Raw genomic sequence first — 16,019 nt, 5'->3', positions numbered from 1 at the left:
TGGCGGAATTACTTCTGCTGCGTAGGCTCTGTGCGCTTTTCGGAAGCTACTGTGAAATAGACGCCTTCGCGCTGATTAAGCATACGAATCTGATCGGCAAACGACGAAATAAGATGGCTGAACGCAATACGGTCATCCCGCTCCGCACGCAGACTAAATGTTAATGCTGCGCCGATGGACCACGCCGCCACTGTCATGCCTAGTACGGTTAAGGAAAGCTCAAATTCTGACATACCGAACTCCATGTTCGTAATTTCGCAATTCAGGGCGACTTTTTCAAGTCATTGATTAAGCGGCTGAGTTTACGTGAGTCTGCCTTCTTTTTCGTTGATTTTTGCCGCTGCACGCTTGCGGAGACGGCGCCAACGCCAATACTGAAAAGCCCGCCAGCGACGGCGACGACAGCTCCAACCCCGCCGGATGCGAGAATCGCTGCTATACCGGCTCCGGCCGCCACGAGACCAGTTCCCGTAACCGATTGGTCGAGTAGTTTCGCAGTTGTACTATGCTTTTCTGCTTGGTCCGACGCTTCATCGGCGATGTCCTCAAGAAACGTGACTATAATGTCGCGCAATTCTTCATTTTGACATTGTTCGCGTACCAGCGCCTTAAAACGAGCGCGTGAGGATGGGTATTCTATTATTTTCAGAAAGGTTGGGCTGTCGAACTCAATTCTTTGTTTGTCGCCAAGCATAACCGCGCGAGCGTCTTGGAAGAATAATTCCGCCAATTCGAACTCGCGCGAGTTGTGTGATGATGACGTGACCGTCATGCGATTAAGCCGCCGCGTCTTCCTCCAAGCGATCCAGCAAGGGATCGACGCCGTTCGACGCGATAAAGGACGAGAACTCCTCGCGTTTCACCAGCATGATGGAAACGCCGGAAACGATGATGTCGATGGCCTTGCGCTCGCCCGAGCGCAGCTGGCGCACGCGCCAGTCGACCATGATCGGGCCGCCGTCCTTGCGGTCGAATTTCGTCCGGACGATCACATCCTTGGCGCCGAGCTGTTTGGCCTCGATGACCTGCAGCGGCTTGCCGACAATGTCCTGGAACTGTTCGGCGTAAAGCTTGGTGAGATATTGCGGGAAGACCGCATTGTAGCGAGCGAGCTGCTCCTCGCTCATGGTCTTGCGGGTATCGCCGATCATGAACCGGCCGATGACGTCGAGGGCCATGCCGTCGGACAGCACGGCGCGGAAATCTTCGAGCTGGTCGGCCTCCGGCTTGTCGGAGGTCAGCGCCGTGGTGGCGTTCGCCGTCAGCTCCTTGGCGAAGGCAATGGCGCCGTCGACAGCGGCGCTCTCCGATTCGGCCGCCGGCTCGGGGTCTTGCGCGGCGGCGGGCATGGCGGAGGTTGCGGCGATGAGCGCGGCGAGAATGCGGACGCGAGACATGAACATGCGGATAGCCCTCGAGATTTGCGGCGCGCCGGAAGGCGCTGAAATGAAGTCCGACCAATATGGGACGATTGCGGCGGAAATCCAGCAGCATTGGGACCGCGCCCGCCCCGGCGCATGACATTTGCGTTAGGCGGGTTAACGTTCTCGTTCGGAGAGGCCGCCGAAATTTTCCACAATAGCTTGAAAATCAAGTCTTTTTCGACGCCCGCGTCTCTTCGTAGTGGAAGGCGGCGGGCAGGACGATGAGCGTGCAGATCAGCGTGAAAGCGATGGCCACAGAAAGAAGCTCGCCCATGGAGGCCGTGCCCCGGTGCGGCGACAGCATCAGGCTGCCGAAGGAGGCGACGGTGGTGAGCGCCGAGAAGAAGACGGCGCGCGGCGTCGACGTGCCGTAGACGCCTTCGCCCGCCTTCACCTGCTCGTTCCTGAGGACGAGGTGAATGCCGCTGTCGACGCCGATGCCGATCAGGAGCGGCAGGACGATGACATTGGCGTAGTTGAACGGAATGTCGAGGAGGACGCCCGCCGCCGAGGTCAGCACCGCCGCCAGGGCGAGCGGAAACAGCATCAGGAGAACGGTCTTGAAGCTGCGCACCAGAAGCCACAGGAAAATCGCGATGGCTGCGAAGGCGATGCCGGTCGCTTCCAGCATGGCGTTGGAAATCGTTTCGCCTGCTTTCTTCGCCTGATAGGCGCCGCCGGCGAGATCGGGAATGACCGCTTCGACATCGTCGACGAAACGATCGAGCGCGCGGTGGTCGCGCACATCCTCGCTCGGCAGAATGTCGACCCGCCATTTGCCGCCGGCGCTTAAATAGCGGCTGCTCAAGGCGTCGGGCACGTCTTCGAGCGCCACATAATCGGCGTTGAAACCGGCGCGCAGCTGCGCCACCAGCTGCGGCCAGAAGGCGAAGACGTTTTCCTGCATTTTCGCCTGCGCGGCGTCATTGTTCTGAAGCTCGCCGAGCAGCGCCGCCAGCCGCGCGGCGGGGCCGTCGCTATAGGCTTCGTCGAGGCGCGCCTTGAGGGCGGCGACGCCGTCCGCCGTTGAGGGGCCTTCCACCGATCCCGGCTCGGCGTCGAGAGCGAAGATCAAAGTGCCTGCGCCGAAATCGATGAGCTCCAGCTTTTCGTCCTGGTCCTCGGGCACGTAGTCGGTGAGGGCGCGCACGCTTTCGACCGTTTCGAGATCGTTGAGGAGGTCTTCGGTTTCCGCCACGTCCTCTGCGCTGGAAACGATGCGGCTTAACCGGTAGGGCGCGGTTTCCGCGTCGTCGAAAAGATAATTGAAGCCGACGACCGACTGCGCTTTCGGATTTCGAAGCGCCATCTGGTCGGCGTCGAACCGCACCTGCGGCATCAGGAACAAAGCGGCGACGCCGAAAACGACCGTGGCGCCGGCGATGGGGCCGGAATGATTGCTGATCCAGTTGAAGACGGCCCTGACCGCGCCATGGCCCGCCGCGCGCGGCTGTTTCCTGAACAGGAACAGCGCCGCCGGCGCGAAGGTGACGGTGACGAGGAAAGCGATGACGACCCCGGCGCCGGCGATGATCCCGAGCTGGGCGATGCCGTCGAAGCGCGTCGGCACGAAGGAGAGAAAGGCGAGCGCCGTCGTCGGCGCGGCGAGGGTGAGCGCCGGGCCCACCTCATGCACGGTCCGCCGCAGGGCGCTCATATTGTCGCGGCCCGCGGCGCGGTGTTCCTGAATATGGAGAAGGAGGTGAATGGCGAAGTCGAGCCCGAGCCCCACCAGCAGCACGGTGAACGCGACGGAAACGAGATTGAGCTCGCCCACGGTCAGCGCCGCAAAGGCCGAGGTGAGGGTGAGCGTGACGACAAGGCCGGCGAGCGTCAGCAGCGCCATGGCGAGAGAGCGGTAGCAGACAAGCAGGAGGAAGGTGACGAGCACGAAGGACAGGAGGAAGGAAAGGCCGATCCCCGTCGTCACCGCCTCGAGCTCCTCCATCCTCAGCGCCGGATCGCCGGTGACGTAAGTCTCGACCCGGCCGCCATAGGTCTCGTCGAGCTTTGCGGTCTGCGCCCGCAGCGCGTTGATCGCCGCCTTGGCGGGCTTCAGCTTCGAATAATCGAGAACCGGCGTTGCATAGACGAGGCGCGTATGCGTTTCCTCGTCTCTGGTTTCTTCATCGAGCGCGCCCATCCATGAAAAGGGCCGCCGCTCGCCTGCAAGGCTGGCTTCGGCGACATCGGCAAGCTCGGCGTAAATCTGCTGCAGGGTCTCCTGGCCGAGATCGGAGCGTTCGGCGAGTTCGTCATTGTCGGCGAGGGTGGTGAACAGCGTCCCCAGCGTCGGCGACTGGATCAGGGTTTCGATCAGCCCCGCGGCTTTCGACATCTGCGTCAGCCGCGATTCCAACTCGTCCGAGCTTAAATAAAGAAGCCCGTTATTGCGGAAGAACGGTTCGGCGGCGGGCGCGAAGACGGCGGTGAAGTTTTCCGTATCGGCGAGGATGGCGCCCCGAAGCTCGGCCGAATAGGCGTCGGCTTCGTCGAGGGTCGGCGCGCGCACCAGGATGAGAATGTCGTCCTTGATCTCCGGGAAGGCGTCGCGCAGCTCCGTCGCGCGCTTCTGGAACGGCAGGTCCGGGTCGAGCATGGCGCTCGTGTCGGTGTTAACCTTGAGATGGGTCGCCGCGTAATAGCCCGCTACGCCCGCCAGGAGCAGGATCAGCGCCGCCAAAAACGGCCCGCCCCGGCGCGCCGTCTCAGTCCACGCCGCCAGCACTTTTTCGATGAATGTCAGCATCCGCCTACAAGAATGACTCGCGTTTTGGCGGACTATAGGCCGCTTCGCGCCGGGAAGAAACGATGCGCGCCCATATCTGCCCAAGGCCCTCACTTGCGGGGATTCGCAAGGATCGCTACTGCTCTTGGCCCATGACAGCCGCCCATAATTATAAAGCCGACCTCGCCTTTCTGGACGACAGGCGCGGGCCCATGACCGAGACCTTGCGAGCCTGGTGCGCCATCAATTCCGGCAGCGCCAATCTCGCCGGATTGAAGCGCATGCACGCCGCGCTTTGCGAAGGTTTCGCCGGTCTCGGCGCCGAGATCGAAACCGTTCCCTCGCGCCCGCATCAGATCGTCACCGAAGACGGCGAGGTGGTTGAACAGCCCGTGGGCGATATGCTGCGGCTTGTGAAGCGCCCCCAGGCGCCGGTGCGGGTGCTCCTGACCGGGCACATGGACACGGTCTTCGGCGAAGACCATCCGTTCCAGTCCGAACGGTTTCTCGATGACGACACGCTGAATGCGCCGGGCGCCGCCGACATGAAGGGCGGCCTCCTCGTCATGCTGAATGCGCTGATGGCGATTGAGAACTCCCCCCTCGCCGAGCGCGTCGGTTATGAAGTGCTGATCAACGCTGACGAAGAGATCGGCTCCATCGGTTCGGCGCATATGCTCACCGAAGCGGCGAAGCGCGCGCAGTTCGCCTGCGTTTACGAACCGGCGCTCGCCGACGGGACGCTCGCCGGCGCGCGCAAAGGCAGCGGCAATTTCTCGGCGGTCATTCGCGGGAAAAGCGCCCATGCCGGGCGCGAGCATCATCTGGGACGGAACGCCCTCGTCGCGGCGGCGGATTTCATCGCCGGCATCGACAAGCTGTCGGGCCAGCGCGAAGGCCTCACCGTCAATGTCGCGCGCCTCGACGGCGGCGGGCCAAACAATGTGGTGCCCGACCTTGCGGTGGCGCGCTTTAATGTCCGCCTCGAACAGCCCGCGGATTCCGACTGGCTTCTGGAACAGGCCAACGCCCTGATTGCGGAGATCGACGCCCGCGAGGGCTATTCGGCGAAACTCGAGGGCGGGTTTACCCGTCCGCCGAAGCCCATGACGGCGCAATTGGAAGCGTTCTTCCTCGCTCTGCGCGCGACCGGCGAGGAACTGGGGATCAATATCGACTGGGTTCCCACGGGCGGCTGCTGCGACGGCAACAATATCGCCGCCGCTGGCATTCCGGTCATCGACACGCTCGGCGTCAGGGGCGCCAATATCCATTCGGCGCAGGAAATCGCCAAGCTCGACAGCCTTGTGGAGCGCGCGAAACTTTCCGCGCTCTTGCTTTTAAAGATTGCGGCCGGGGACCTTCCCAATCCCGGCGCCTTTGTTGCGGAGAAAACCTGATGTCGCACGCCTTTATGCGCCCGGTGCGGCGCGAGGATTTCGATGAGATTCTTGCGCTCGCCAAACAGTCGGGCGGCGGCATGACCAACCTTCCGTCCGATCCGGACTCGCTGCGCAAGCGTGTGGAGTTCGCTGCAGCGAGTTTCGAAGCCAACGCGACGGCGCCGAATGGCGAGGTCTACACCATGGTGCTCGAAAAGGACGGCAAGGTCATCGGCCTGTCCGCCGTGTTTTCGTCCGTGGGTCTTGAATACGGTTTCGTCAATTACCGCATCAACAAGGCGGTGCATGTCTCGAAACAGCTTTCGAAGCGGTTCGAGCAGCGCCAGCTCGTTCTTTCTTATGATTTCACCGGCGCGTCGGAGGTGGGATCGCTGTTCCTGTCGCCGGACGTGCGCGGCGGCGGTTATGGCAAGATGCTCGCAAGGGCGCGTTATCTCTTCATCGCCCAGCATCGCGCACTCATTGCGGATCCGGTCTGCGCGGAGCTTCGCGGCTGGCGCGGCCCCAATGGCGAGCAGCCCTTCTGGGAGGCGGTGGGGCATAAATTCTTTGAAATGGATTTCGAAGACGCCGACTCCGCAAACTCCTCTCTCGGCAACCAGATCATCAACGATCTCCTGCCGCGCTATCCGATCTATGTGGCGATGCTGCCCGATGCGGCGCGCGAGATTCTCGGCCGGCCCCATGACAGCGCCCGGCCGGCGCTCAACATGCTGCTCGCAGAAGGGTTCGCCTTCAATCACTATATCGATGTGTTCGACGGCGGCCCGCTGGTCGATGCGGCGATCGACGACATCAAGACGATCCGGGAAAGCGGGATTTACAAAGTCGCTGTGGGCGACCCGGGAGACGCGCCGCTGCATTTAATGGGGGCGGGGCGGCTGCAAAGTTTCCGGGCGACGCGCGGCCATGGCAAGACGCAAGGCGACGTCATGACCATATCGCAGGAGGCGGCAAGCGCGCTCGGCGTTAAACCGGGCGATGAAATCCGCGCAGTGGAGTGGTGAGACGATGAGCAATCAGATCCTGATCAACGGCAAATGGCGCGACGGCGCCGGGGCGGAATTTTCGAGTTTCGATCCGTCGACGGGCGAGACCGTCTGGACCGGCGCGGGCGCGACCAAAAATGATGTCGAGGAGGCCGTCGGCGCGGCGCGCGGCGCGTTCGAGAAATGGGCGCTGACGCCTTTGGCCGAACGCATCGCGATCATGGAGCGCTATCGCGATCTCATCAAACGCGATTCCGAGCTGCTGGCGCGCCTCATCTCCCGCGAGACCGGCAAGCCGTTCTGGGAAACGAAGACGGAAGCGGCGGCGGTCGCCGGCAAGGTCGATATCTCGATCCGCGCCTATCATGAACGCACCGGCGAGAAAGCGAATCCGGCGGGGCCGACGACCGCGGTGCTGCGCCACAAACCCCATGGCGTCATGGCGGTGCTCGGGCCGTATAACTTCCCGGCGCATCTTCCGAACGGCCACATGGTGCCGGCGCTCATCGCCGGCAACTGTGTGGTCTTCAAGCCGTCGGAAATGACGCCGGGGCCGGGCGCCTTCATTATCGAGCGCATGGTCGAGGCGGGCGTGCCCGAAGGCGTCGTCAATCTGGTGCAGGGCGGGCGCGAGACCGGCGAAGCGCTGACCGGCGCAGAGGTGGACGGCGTTCTCTTCACCGGCGGCGCCAAAACCGGGCTCGCCATCAACAAGATGTTCGCCGACCGCCTCGACGTTATTCTCGCCCTTGAACTTGGCGGCAACAATCCCCTGATCTGGTGGGACACGGATGATCTCGACGCCGCCGCCTTCGCGGTGGTGCAGTCGGCGTTCCTGACGAGCGGCCAGCGCTGCACCTGCGCGCGCCGGCTGATCGTTCCTGAAGGGCCGGAAGGCGACAAGGCGCTGCTGGCGCTCGGCAAGTTGACGGAGCGTCTTATCGTCGGCGCGCCTTTCGACGAGCCGCAGCCCTTCATGGGCCCGGTGATCTCGCCGAAGATCGCCGAAAGCTTGGAGCGCGCCTTCGACCAGCTGGTGGATCGCGACGGCGTGCCTGTCAAAAACCTCTCGGTCATCGACGAGGGCAAGGCGTTCGTCTCGCCGGGCATTATCGACGTTTCCATGTTCGCGGATCAGGTTCCCGACGAAGAACATTTCGGGCCGTTCCTGAAAGTCTATCGCGTGAAGACGTTCGACGACGCCATCGCGCGCGCCAACAAAACGCGTTTCGGGCTCTCCGCCGGCGTTCTCACCGACGACAAGGCCAAATGGGACAAGTTCCTGGCGCTCTCGCGCGCCGGCATCGTCAACTGGAACCGCCAGACCACGGGCGCGTCGGGCTCCGCGCCCTTCGGCGGCATCGGCGACAGCGGCAATCACCGGCCCTCCGCCTATTACGCCGCCGACTATTGCGCCTATCCGGTGGCGAGCATGGAGGGCGAGGCGCTTCTTCCCATGGCGGAGGATCAGGTGGGGGTTAAGTAATTCGCTTAATGCAGAGACAAATCTTCCCCCTCACCCGAAATTTGCTTTGGCAAATTTCGACCTCTCCCCGATGGGGAGAGGTGAGGATGACGAGATGAGCAATGCTTTTGCAAAAAATCTTCGGCGAAGTCAGACGGAAGCCGAGCGCACATTATGGTCGAAATTGCGCAACAGACAATTGGGCGGGTTCAAGTTCAAAAGACAGGTTCCAAAGGGGCCGTATGTCGTTGATTTCTACTGCGCTGAAGCACATCTGGTCATTGAACTTGACGGCGGTCAACATGCAGATGAAGAAGCGGTTGCGCATGATGCGAAACGCACCTCTTTTCTTCAAGAGAGTGGTTTTCGGGTTTTAAGGTTTTGGAATTCAGACATAGCTGAGGGGATCGAAGGAGTTCTCGAAACGATATGGGCCAAGCTTCAGGAGCCGCCTCTGCCGGATCGCACGGCGCATTCCCTCTCCCCATCGGGGAGAGGGTTAGGGGGAAGAAAAGGCGCATGCGGAATGACAGACGAATAAAATGACCTACGCCGAATACAATTTCGACGGCCTCATTGGACCCACGCATAATTATGCGGGGCTCAGTTTTGGCAATCTCGCCTCGGCGAAGAATGCGGGCGCCGCGTCGAACCCGAAAGAGGCGGCGCTGCAGGGCCTTGCGAAAATGCGCGAGGCCATGGGGCTCGGCCTCAAACAGGGCTTCCTGCCGCCGCATGACAGGCCGCATCTGAAAACCCTGCGCGCGCTTGGCTTTTCGGGAACCGACAAAAAGATCATCGAAAGCGCGGCCAGAACCTCGCCGGAAATTCTCGCCAATTGCTACGCCGCCTCGCCCATGTGGACGGCGAATGCGGGCACCGTCGCGCCGTCGCCGGACACGCTCGACAAGAAGGCGCATTTCACGGCGGCCAATCTCGCCGCGAATTTTCACCGCGCCATTGAGGCGGACGTGACCGCGCGCGTCCTCGCTCATATTTTCGATGACGATACTCATTTCGTTCATCACCCGCCGCTGCCCGGCGGCATGCATTTCGGTGACGAAGGCGCGGCGAACCATGGCCGCCTTTGTGAAAACCACGGGCAAAAGGGCGTGCATCTTTTCGTCTTCGGCGAGGACGGCGAAAAATTCCCGGCGCGCCAGAAACTGCGCGCCTCCGAAGCGGTCGCGCGCAATCACCGGCTCGATCCGGCGAAAACCGTTTTCCTGAAACAATCCGGCGCCGCGCTCGACGCCGGCGCTTTCCATAATGACGTCGTCGGCGTCGCTAACGGAACGGTGCTGTTCCTGCACGAAGAAAGTTTCGCTGACAAAGAAACCGCCTACAGGGAAATCCGCGAGGCCGCGCCCTTTGTCGAAATCATCGAAGCGACGGCCAAGGACGTTTCGCTCGAGGACTGTATCAATTCCTATCTCTTTAACTCACAGCTCTTGACCCTGCCCGGCGGGGAAATGGCGCTGCTCCTGCCGGTCGAGGCGGGGGAGAACCCCCGCGTCAAAGCTTTCGTCGACGAGACGCTCTCGAAGAACAATCCCATCAACCGCGCCATCTACAAGGATGTGCGCGAGTCCATGAGGAATGGCGGCGGGCCCGCCTGCCTTCGCCTGCGCGTCGTTCTTTCCGAAGAAGAGGCCGCTGCGGCGAACCCGAATTTCATTCTCGATGAAGACCGGATCACGCAGCTGGAACACTGGGTGAAAGCTCATTACCGCGACCGTCTCACCCCCGACGATCTCGCCGACCCGGCGCTGATGGAGGAAAGCCTTGCCGCCACGCAGGCGCTCACCGATCTTCTCTCCATGGGCGCCTTTTACGATTTCCAGCGCTGACTTTGGGCAGGGGGCGGCGTGACGGGAGCTCCGGCAAGTTTACGGCGAAGACGGCGGCGGTGATCATTTTTTCGGCGCCGGCGCCGTGAGGCTCGTCATCTATATTTTGCGGCCTCGCTCAGGCGATAAGCCGCATACGCTCTGCAAACCTGTCCCAAAGCGGAACAGCGACGGGTAGGCGGCGCTTAAGAATTTCCGGCTACATGTAACGGGTGGAATTGGTGCGCGTGCGCGGTGACGGCCAGGCGGCCGGCTGCGCGAAGTCCAAACCGGAGACGTTGATGACGAATGTCGCGCCTCAACATGAAGGAGCCGGCGCCCAGGCTCACGCATCGGTCCTTTCCGGACTGATCACCACGGCGCAGACCCGCAAGCGCGAGCTCAAAACCCGCTTTATCATTGCGGCGATCGGCGCCGTTATTTTGTGGGGCGTGGCCAATCCCGTTTACGCGGCCGCATGGTTCCTGGCGATTGTGGTGAGCCAGATCGCCGATATTTACACCTGGCGCGGCTTCACCGACTTGTCGCGCACAAAGCCGCCCTCAAAAACCGAATGGATCACGCTTTGCGTCTCCGCCGTGCAGGCGACAATGATTTACTCCATCTTTCCCGTCATGATGTGGTTCATGTGGGACGATCCGGGCAAGATTTTCGCGATGTTGTGGCTCGCCGGGGCGCTTTTGCATGTCACTATGCATATGCATCATGAAAAGCGCACATATACCGCCGCGGTCATGCCGCACGCCGTTTATTTTTTCGCCTTGCCGCTTTATTCGCTGATTACCGGCGACACGCCTGGGCGGATCGGCAGTCTCGCCATTCTCCTTGCGCAGATGCTTTATGTCTCGCATCTCCTCGTGGCGTTTCGCGCCTATGAAGCGGCGAGCGCAGGGATGCGTTTTGAGCGCGAACGCGCGCTTGAAAAACAGATCGCCGCGGAACAGGCGAACCGGGCGAAATCCGCGTTTCTCGCCAATATGAGCCATGAAATCCGCACGCCCATGAACGGCATTCTCGGCATGGCGGCGGTGCTTGAAGACAGCGAACTGACGCCGGACCAGCAGGACAAGCTGAAGATTATCCGCGATTCCGGCGACCTTCTAATGATGGTGCTGAACGACCTCCTCGATTTTTCGAAAATCGAGGCGAACAAGATCGAGCTCGAAACGACGCCTTACCGTTTCACCGATATTCGCCGGCGCGTGGAGAATCTGCATGCGCTGAAGGCCAGAGAAAAGGGGCTGGATTTTTCCGTTGTCTGCGAATGCGCCTGCGCGACCGTCCGCATGGGCGACGAGCATCGCATTTTGCAGGTGCTGCACAATCTTGTCTCGAATGCGATCAAATTCACAGAGAAAGGCGCCGTGCAGGTGCGCGTCATGAGCTCTCGCGAGGAACCCGACCGGGTGCGGATTATCGTCAGCGACACCGGCATTGGCCTTGAAGCGGATCAGCGCGACCGGATATTCGAGCCGTTCGTCCAGGCCGACGTGACGACGACGCGCAAATATGGCGGCACCGGCCTCGGCCTCGCCATCACCAAGGAGCTCGTTGAAGCCATGGGCGGCGCCATCCATGTGGAATCGGCGCCCGGCGAAGGCTCGCGCTTCACTGTCGATCTTCCGGCGCCGGTTGTTGAATTTGAAAGCGCAGACGCGGCGCTGGCGGCCGCCGTGACGCCCATGCCGCCGCAGGCGCCGGGCCTGGCGTCCCGCTTGCGCATCCTTGTCGGCGAAGACAACATGGTGAACCAGGCGGTGCTGAACGCGTTTTTAAGCCAGCGCGGCCATGACATCGTTTTCGCCGAAGACGGCCTCAAGACGGTCGAGGCGTTCGAGAAAGGCGCCTTTGACGTCGTGTTGATGGACATTTCCATGCCCGGTCTCGACGGCGTGGAGGCGATGCGCCGGATACGCGACATCGAAGAAAAGCGCGGCGGGCCGCGCGCGCCCGTGCTCGTTGTTTCCGCCCACGCCATTAAGCAGGAGATCGATGACTATCTTGCGCTTGGCTTTGACGGCTATATCACCAAGCCGGTCCATGCGGAAAAGCTGCATGCGGAAATCGCCAGGGTTGTGAACGCGCCCGCCGGCGGCGCCGCGAATGTCGCCTGACGAAAACGTCCTAGCGAATGATCGACTGGGGCAGGGGCGTCACCACCTTGCGCGAGACCTCCCGCAGCGTGAAGCTTGATTCCACCGTTGCGATATTCGGCATGCGGAGCATCGTTTCCGACAGGAAGGTTTCATAGGTCGCCAGCGACGGCACCACGACGCGGATGAAATAATCGAACTTGCCGGTAACGAGATAGCACTCCATCACCTCTTCGCGGTTCTTGATGGCCGTCTCGAATTCGCGCAGCGTCTTGTCGTCCTCGCGCTCAAGCTTGACGAGAATGATCACCGTCACATTAACGCCGAGGGCTTCGCGGTTGATCTCCGTGCGATAGCCTTTAATGATCCCCTCGGTCTCGAGCCGTCTCAAGCGCCTGAGACAGGGCGTCGGCGACAGGCCCACCCGCTCGGCGAGTTCGGCGTTGGTGATCCGGGCGTTTTCCTGAAGGTGCTTCAGGATCTTGTGGTCGATATGGTCGAGCTTCATAGGTCCGCTTTCGCTAATCCGTCCTGTATTTAGCATTATATGCTAAGCGTCAAGGAGGAAAGCCCGATATTTGACCGGAAGCGCTCCGTGAAATTGGCTAGGAGAAAGTCTGTCCGGGACGGCGCCCAGCGGTCCCATAAGGAGGAAAGCCCCCATGAAGTCTGAGGTGTTGCCGGTCGAGGGCTGGCGCAAGGTTGTCCGTTTTACCGATGAAGCCTCGGGGCTCGATGCGATAATCGCCGTTCACGACGCCACGCTGGGGCCGGGCTGCGGCGGCTGCCGGATTTACCCTTATCCGAGTTTCGAGGCGGGCCTGGAAGACGTCAAAAACCTCTCCCGCGGCATGACCTACAAGAACGCCCTTGGCGGCATTCCTTTCGGCGGCGGCAAGGCGGTGATCTTCGCCGATCCGAAGAAAGACAAGACGCCGGAGATGCTGAAGGCTTTCGCCCGCGCCGTGGACAGCCTTGAGGGGCTTTATTACACGGCGGAGGATTCCGGCGTGACCGAAGCCGATCTCGCCCTGATTCGCTCCGTCACGAATTACGCCGCCGGGATGGAGACCAAAGGCGTCGGCGGCAATCCGTCGCCCTTCACCGCGCGCGGCGTCTGGCGCGGCATGCAGGCGGCGGCCAGGCACAAATTCGGCGCGGACAGTCTCGATGGCCTCACCGTCTCCATTCTCGGCGTCGGCGCGGTCGGCATGGAGCTCGCCCGCTTGATCCATGAAGAAGGCGGCAAGCTCGTCGTTGCGGACGTCAACGCCGAGGCGGTGAAGGAAGCGGTCGCCCGCTTCGGCGCGGAAACGGCGACGCCTGAGGATGCGCCCGGCGTCGATGTGGATATTTTCGCGCCTTGCGCGCTCGGCGGCGCGATCAATGAAGTGACGATTGCGCAGCTCAAGGCCAAAATCGTCGCCGGCGCCGCCAATAATCAGCTGAAAACGCCCGATATGGACCAGCGCCTGAAGGACATGGGCGTGCTTTACTGCCCCGACTATGTGATCAATGGCGCAGGCGTGATTTCCGTCGGGCTTGAAATCACCGGCGAGTGGACGACATCGGAGATGACAAAGCGCATCGATCATATCGGCGTGCTCTTGAGCGACATCTTCAAGCGCGCCGAAGCGGAAGACCTGCCGACAGGCGCGGTCGCCGACAAAATGGCGCTGGAAGTGATCGCCCGCGGCCCCAAGACCGCGCAAATAAAAGCGGCTGAATAAAGGCGCAGTATCGTGCTGCAAAAAGGAGATCCGTCATGACTGCATCCGATCCCATCGTCATCGCCGGCATGGCGCGCACGCCCATCGGCAATTTCCTCGGCGCCTTTGCGAGCGTGAAAGCGACTGAGCTCGGCTCAACAGCGATCAAGGCGGCGCTGGAGCGAGGGCAGGTGAAGGCGGACGGGATCGACGAAGTGCTCATGGGCTGCGTCCTCCCGGCGGGGCTCGGCCAGGCGCCGGCGCGCCAGGCGGCGCTCGGGGCGGGCGTGCCGAAATCGGCCGGCTGCGTCACCGTCAACAAGGTCTGCGGGTCGGGCATGAAGACCGTGATGATGGCCCATGACGCGATCCTCGCGGGCTCGATTTCCGCCGCCGTCGCCGGCGGCATGGAATCCATGACCGGCGCGCCGCATCTTCTTCCTTCGGGCCGCACCGGCATCAAATTCGGCAATGGCCAGGTCTTCGATCACATGTCTTATGACGGCCTTGAAGACCCTTATAACGATCATGCGTCCATGGGCATTTTCGCCGAAAAATGCGCCCGCGAATGGCAGTTCTCCCGCGAGGACCAGGACGAGTATTCCATGCGCTCGGTGACCCGCGCACAAGAGGCGATCAAATCCGGCAAGTTCAAGGACGAAATCGTTTCCGTCGATGTCGTCGGCCGCAAGGGAACGGTGACGGTTTCAGACGATGAAAAGCCCGGCCTCGTCGACGCCTCGAAAATTCCCTCCTTGCGTCCGGCTTTTGAAAAAGACGGCACGGTGACGGCGGGCTCTTCCTCGGCGATCTCCGACGGCGCCGCGGCGCTGGTCGTCATGCGCCAGTCGGAAGCGCAAAAACGCGGCGCCAAGGTGGTTGCGAAACTTCTCGGCCATGCGACTCACTCCCAGGAGCCGGAATGGTTCACCACGGCGCCGGTCGCCTCGATCAAAACGCTCTTGGAAAAAGTCGGCTGGTCGGCCTCCGACGTCGATCTTTACGAAGTTAACGAAGCGTTCTCGGTCGTGCCCATGGCGGTGATGCGCGAGCACAAGATCCCGGCCGAGAAAATGAACATCCATGGCGGCGCGGTCGCGCTCGGCCACCCCATCGGCGCCTCGGGCGCGCGCATCATCGTGACGCTGATCAACGCGCTGCGCGAGACCGGCGGCAATAAAGGCGTTGCATCTCTTTGCATCGGCGGCGGCGAAGCGACCTCCGTAGCTGTCGAATTAGTGTGATGGAAGGGCCGAAGGACGTCATCAAAGGCTGGGTCGACGCCTTCAATTCAGGCGAGGCGGATCGCATCGCTGAATTTTATGTGGACGATGCTGTGAACCATCAGGTGACGCAGGATCCGGTTGTCGGCAAAGAGGCGATCCGCGAGATGTTCGCGGCGGAATTCGCCAGTGCGGACATGACGTGCCTTATTGAAAACATCTTTGAAGATGGCGAATGGGTCGCGCTGGAATGGAAGGACCCGAACGGGTTGCGCGGTTGCGGTTTTTTTCATGTGAAGAATGGAAAAATCGCTTTTCAGCGCGGCTATTGGGACAAGCTTTCTTTTCTTCGACTGCATAATCTGCCGATAGAGTAGCTTGTCTCGCAGTCATGGAGGCAGGCGGCGTTATGCACTGTGAATTTGCATGACCGATAGTGGGCCGGTTGAACGTTTAAGCGAGAACATCTGGCTCGCCGAAGGCGGCATTGTCGATTTCTACGGCTTTCCCTATCCGACGCGTTCGGTGATCGTGCGCCTGCCCGGCGGCGCCTTATGGATATGGTCGCCGATCGAGCTGACGCCGGACTTGCGTGAAGCCGTCGAAGCGCTCGGGGCGCCGGCCCATCTCGTCAGCCCGAACAAGATCCACCATCTGTTTCTTGGCGAATGGAAGGACGCTTATCCGCAGGCGAAGCTCTGGGGGCCGGCGTCGACCATCAAAAAGCGCAAGGATCTTTCTTTCGAGGCGCCGCTCGACAACGATCCGCCTGCGGACTGGGACGGCGCGTTTGAGATGCAGCGTTTCACCGGCTCGCGTTTTATGGATGAAATCGCTTTCTTCCATAAAGAAAGCCGCACGGCGATTTTCGCCGATCTTTCCGAAAACTTTTCGGAAGCGTTTTTAAAAGAGCATTGGTCCTGGTGGGCGCGCCCGATTGCGCGTCTCTGGAAGATCGTCGAGGGCTACGGCTATGCGCCGCTGGAATGGCGGCTGTCCTTCAACAAGAAGACGGCGCGCGCCGCGAAAGAAAACGTCATCGCCTGGAACCCGGAGCGCGTGATCATGGCTCATGGCGAATGGATCCGCGAGAACGGCCAGGCTTATCTCAAACAGGCTTTCGCGTGGTTGTAAG

At 61.4% G+C, this 16,019-nt stretch carries 16 protein-coding genes; 11 read left to right on the top strand and 5 right to left on the bottom strand.

From position 1 onward, the window contains the following. Positions 1-8: 8 nt before the first annotated feature. From CW354_RS21415 to CW354_RS21405, 3 genes are read right to left on the bottom strand one after another with little or no spacing between them, the layout of a single operon-like run. A complete protein-coding gene (locus CW354_RS21415) occupies positions 9-233 on the bottom strand; it encodes a hypothetical protein (protein ID WP_133162408.1) in 225 nt (74 codons plus the stop codon). A 29-nt stretch (positions 234-262) separates the two neighbouring features. Next, entirely contained in the window at positions 263-772 is a 510-nt protein-coding gene (locus CW354_RS21410; protein ID WP_104832142.1) for a hypothetical protein, read from the bottom strand. A gap of 4 nt (positions 773-776) precedes the next feature. Then, positions 777-1,403 carry an MlaC/ttg2D family ABC transporter substrate-binding protein gene (locus CW354_RS21405; RefSeq protein ID WP_104832141.1) on the bottom strand — a complete coding sequence of 209 codons (627 nt, stop codon included), beginning with the start codon at positions 1,401-1,403 and terminating at the stop codon, positions 777-779. Between CW354_RS21405 and CW354_RS23965 the strand changes: the two genes are divergently transcribed. After that, on the top strand, positions 1,396-1,521 hold the full coding sequence (locus tag CW354_RS23965) for a hypothetical protein (protein WP_279303137.1): 126 nt from the start codon (positions 1,396-1,398) through the stop codon (positions 1,519-1,521). The two genes, CW354_RS21405 and CW354_RS23965, sit on opposite strands and share 8 nt — an antisense overlap. Positions 1,522-1,590: 69 nt before the next feature. Here CW354_RS23965 and CW354_RS21400 read toward each other — a convergent pair whose 3' ends face one another. Further along, positions 1,591-4,173, bottom strand: coding sequence for an MMPL family transporter (locus tag CW354_RS21400; RefSeq protein ID WP_104832140.1), 2,583 nt, complete (start codon positions 4,171-4,173; stop codon positions 1,591-1,593). 62 nt (positions 4,174-4,235) lie between these two features. Here CW354_RS21400 and CW354_RS21395 point away from each other — a divergent pair, with 62 nt between their 5' ends. The 6 genes from CW354_RS21395 (at position 4,236) to CW354_RS21370 (ending at position 11,973) form a co-directional block, all read left to right on the top strand. Continuing rightward, the gene (locus CW354_RS21395; protein WP_341476493.1) at positions 4,236-5,552 is read left to right on the top strand and encodes a hydrolase; all 1,317 of its coding nucleotides are present in this window, start codon (positions 4,236-4,238) and stop codon (positions 5,550-5,552) included. Next, positions 5,552-6,562 (top strand): arginine N-succinyltransferase, encoded by a 1,011-nt coding sequence (locus CW354_RS21390; protein ID WP_104832138.1) that lies wholly within the window; start codon positions 5,552-5,554, stop codon positions 6,560-6,562. The genes CW354_RS21395 and CW354_RS21390 overlap by 1 nt, the downstream gene beginning before the upstream one ends. A 4-nt stretch (positions 6,563-6,566) precedes the next feature. Beyond that, positions 6,567-8,030 (top strand): succinylglutamate-semialdehyde dehydrogenase, encoded by a 1,464-nt coding sequence (gene astD / locus CW354_RS21385; RefSeq protein WP_104832137.1) that lies wholly within the window; start codon positions 6,567-6,569, stop codon positions 8,028-8,030. Positions 8,031-8,124: 94 nt separating this feature from the next. Next, positions 8,125-8,550, top strand: a complete 426-nt coding sequence (locus CW354_RS21380; protein ID WP_104832402.1) for an endonuclease domain-containing protein — start codon at positions 8,125-8,127, stop codon at positions 8,548-8,550. A gap of 1 nt (position 8,551) precedes the next feature. Further along, entirely contained in the window at positions 8,552-9,859 is a 1,308-nt protein-coding gene (gene astB / locus CW354_RS21375) for an N-succinylarginine dihydrolase (RefSeq protein WP_104832136.1), read from the top strand. A 281-nt stretch (positions 9,860-10,140) separates the two neighbouring features. Continuing rightward, entirely contained in the window at positions 10,141-11,973 is a 1,833-nt protein-coding gene (locus tag CW354_RS21370) for an ATP-binding protein (RefSeq protein ID WP_133162407.1), read from the top strand. Positions 11,974-11,983: 10 nt separating this feature from the next. Here the strand turns inward: CW354_RS21370 and CW354_RS21365 are convergent, their stop codons facing one another. Next, on the bottom strand, positions 11,984-12,460 hold the full coding sequence (locus CW354_RS21365) for an Lrp/AsnC family transcriptional regulator (RefSeq protein ID WP_104832134.1): 477 nt from the start codon (positions 12,458-12,460) through the stop codon (positions 11,984-11,986). Between the two features lie 154 nt (positions 12,461-12,614). On the opposite strand from CW354_RS21365, the gene CW354_RS21360 reads away from it, so the two are divergent. From CW354_RS21360 to CW354_RS21345, 4 genes are read left to right on the top strand one after another with little or no spacing between them, the layout of a single operon-like run. After that, positions 12,615-13,682, top strand: coding sequence for a Glu/Leu/Phe/Val dehydrogenase dimerization domain-containing protein (locus tag CW354_RS21360; protein ID WP_104832133.1), 1,068 nt, complete (start codon positions 12,615-12,617; stop codon positions 13,680-13,682). A gap of 35 nt (positions 13,683-13,717) precedes the next feature. Beyond that, a complete protein-coding gene (locus CW354_RS21355) occupies positions 13,718-14,905 on the top strand; it encodes an acetyl-CoA C-acyltransferase (protein WP_104832132.1) in 1,188 nt (395 codons plus the stop codon). Beyond that, positions 14,905-15,261, top strand: a complete 357-nt coding sequence (locus tag CW354_RS21350; protein ID WP_104832131.1) for a nuclear transport factor 2 family protein — start codon at positions 14,905-14,907, stop codon at positions 15,259-15,261. The genes CW354_RS21355 and CW354_RS21350 overlap by 1 nt, the downstream gene beginning before the upstream one ends. 49 nt (positions 15,262-15,310) lie before the next feature. Further along, a complete protein-coding gene (locus CW354_RS21345) occupies positions 15,311-16,018 on the top strand; it encodes a DUF4336 domain-containing protein (protein WP_104832130.1) in 708 nt (235 codons plus the stop codon). The last annotated feature ends 1 nt before the right edge of the window (position 16,019 follow it).

It is taken from the genome of Hyphococcus luteus, assembly GCF_002943565.1.
Lineage (GTDB): Bacteria > Pseudomonadota > Alphaproteobacteria > Caulobacterales > Parvularculaceae > Hyphococcus > Hyphococcus luteus.
Note: the sequence above shows the minus strand (reverse complement) of the source record. Positions and strands in the feature narration are given on the sequence as shown.

Excerpts from the sequence above, each read along its gene's own strand:
- CW354_RS21415 (WP_133162408.1), bottom strand. The coding sequence starts at position 233 with ATGTCAGAATTTGAGCTTTCCTTAACCGTACTAGGCATGACAGTGGCG.
- CW354_RS21410 (WP_104832142.1), bottom strand. The coding sequence starts at position 772 with ATGACGGTCACGTCATCATCACACAACTCGCGCGAGTTCGAATTGGCG.
- CW354_RS23965 (WP_279303137.1), top strand. The coding sequence starts at position 1,396 with ATGAACATGCGGATAGCCCTCGAGATTTGCGGCGCGCCGGAAGGCGCT.
- CW354_RS21405 (WP_104832141.1), bottom strand. The coding sequence starts at position 1,403 with ATGTTCATGTCTCGCGTCCGCATTCTCGCCGCGCTCATCGCCGCAACC.
- CW354_RS21400 (WP_104832140.1), bottom strand. The coding sequence starts at position 4,173 with ATGCTGACATTCATCGAAAAAGTGCTGGCGGCGTGGACTGAGACGGCG.
- CW354_RS21395 (WP_341476493.1), top strand. The coding sequence starts at position 4,236 with ATGCGCGCCCATATCTGCCCAAGGCCCTCACTTGCGGGGATTCGCAAG.
- CW354_RS21390 (WP_104832138.1), top strand. The coding sequence starts at position 5,552 with ATGTCGCACGCCTTTATGCGCCCGGTGCGGCGCGAGGATTTCGATGAG.
- astD (WP_104832137.1), top strand. The coding sequence starts at position 6,567 with ATGAGCAATCAGATCCTGATCAACGGCAAATGGCGCGACGGCGCCGGG.
- CW354_RS21380 (WP_104832402.1), top strand. The coding sequence starts at position 8,125 with ATGAGCAATGCTTTTGCAAAAAATCTTCGGCGAAGTCAGACGGAAGCC.
- astB (WP_104832136.1), top strand. The coding sequence starts at position 8,552 with ATGACCTACGCCGAATACAATTTCGACGGCCTCATTGGACCCACGCAT.
- CW354_RS21370 (WP_133162407.1), top strand. The coding sequence starts at position 10,141 with ATGACGAATGTCGCGCCTCAACATGAAGGAGCCGGCGCCCAGGCTCAC.
- CW354_RS21365 (WP_104832134.1), bottom strand. The coding sequence starts at position 12,460 with ATGAAGCTCGACCATATCGACCACAAGATCCTGAAGCACCTTCAGGAA.
- CW354_RS21360 (WP_104832133.1), top strand. The coding sequence starts at position 12,615 with ATGAAGTCTGAGGTGTTGCCGGTCGAGGGCTGGCGCAAGGTTGTCCGT.
- CW354_RS21355 (WP_104832132.1), top strand. The coding sequence starts at position 13,718 with ATGACTGCATCCGATCCCATCGTCATCGCCGGCATGGCGCGCACGCCC.
- CW354_RS21350 (WP_104832131.1), top strand. The coding sequence starts at position 14,905 with ATGGAAGGGCCGAAGGACGTCATCAAAGGCTGGGTCGACGCCTTCAAT.
- CW354_RS21345 (WP_104832130.1), top strand. The coding sequence starts at position 15,311 with ATGACCGATAGTGGGCCGGTTGAACGTTTAAGCGAGAACATCTGGCTC.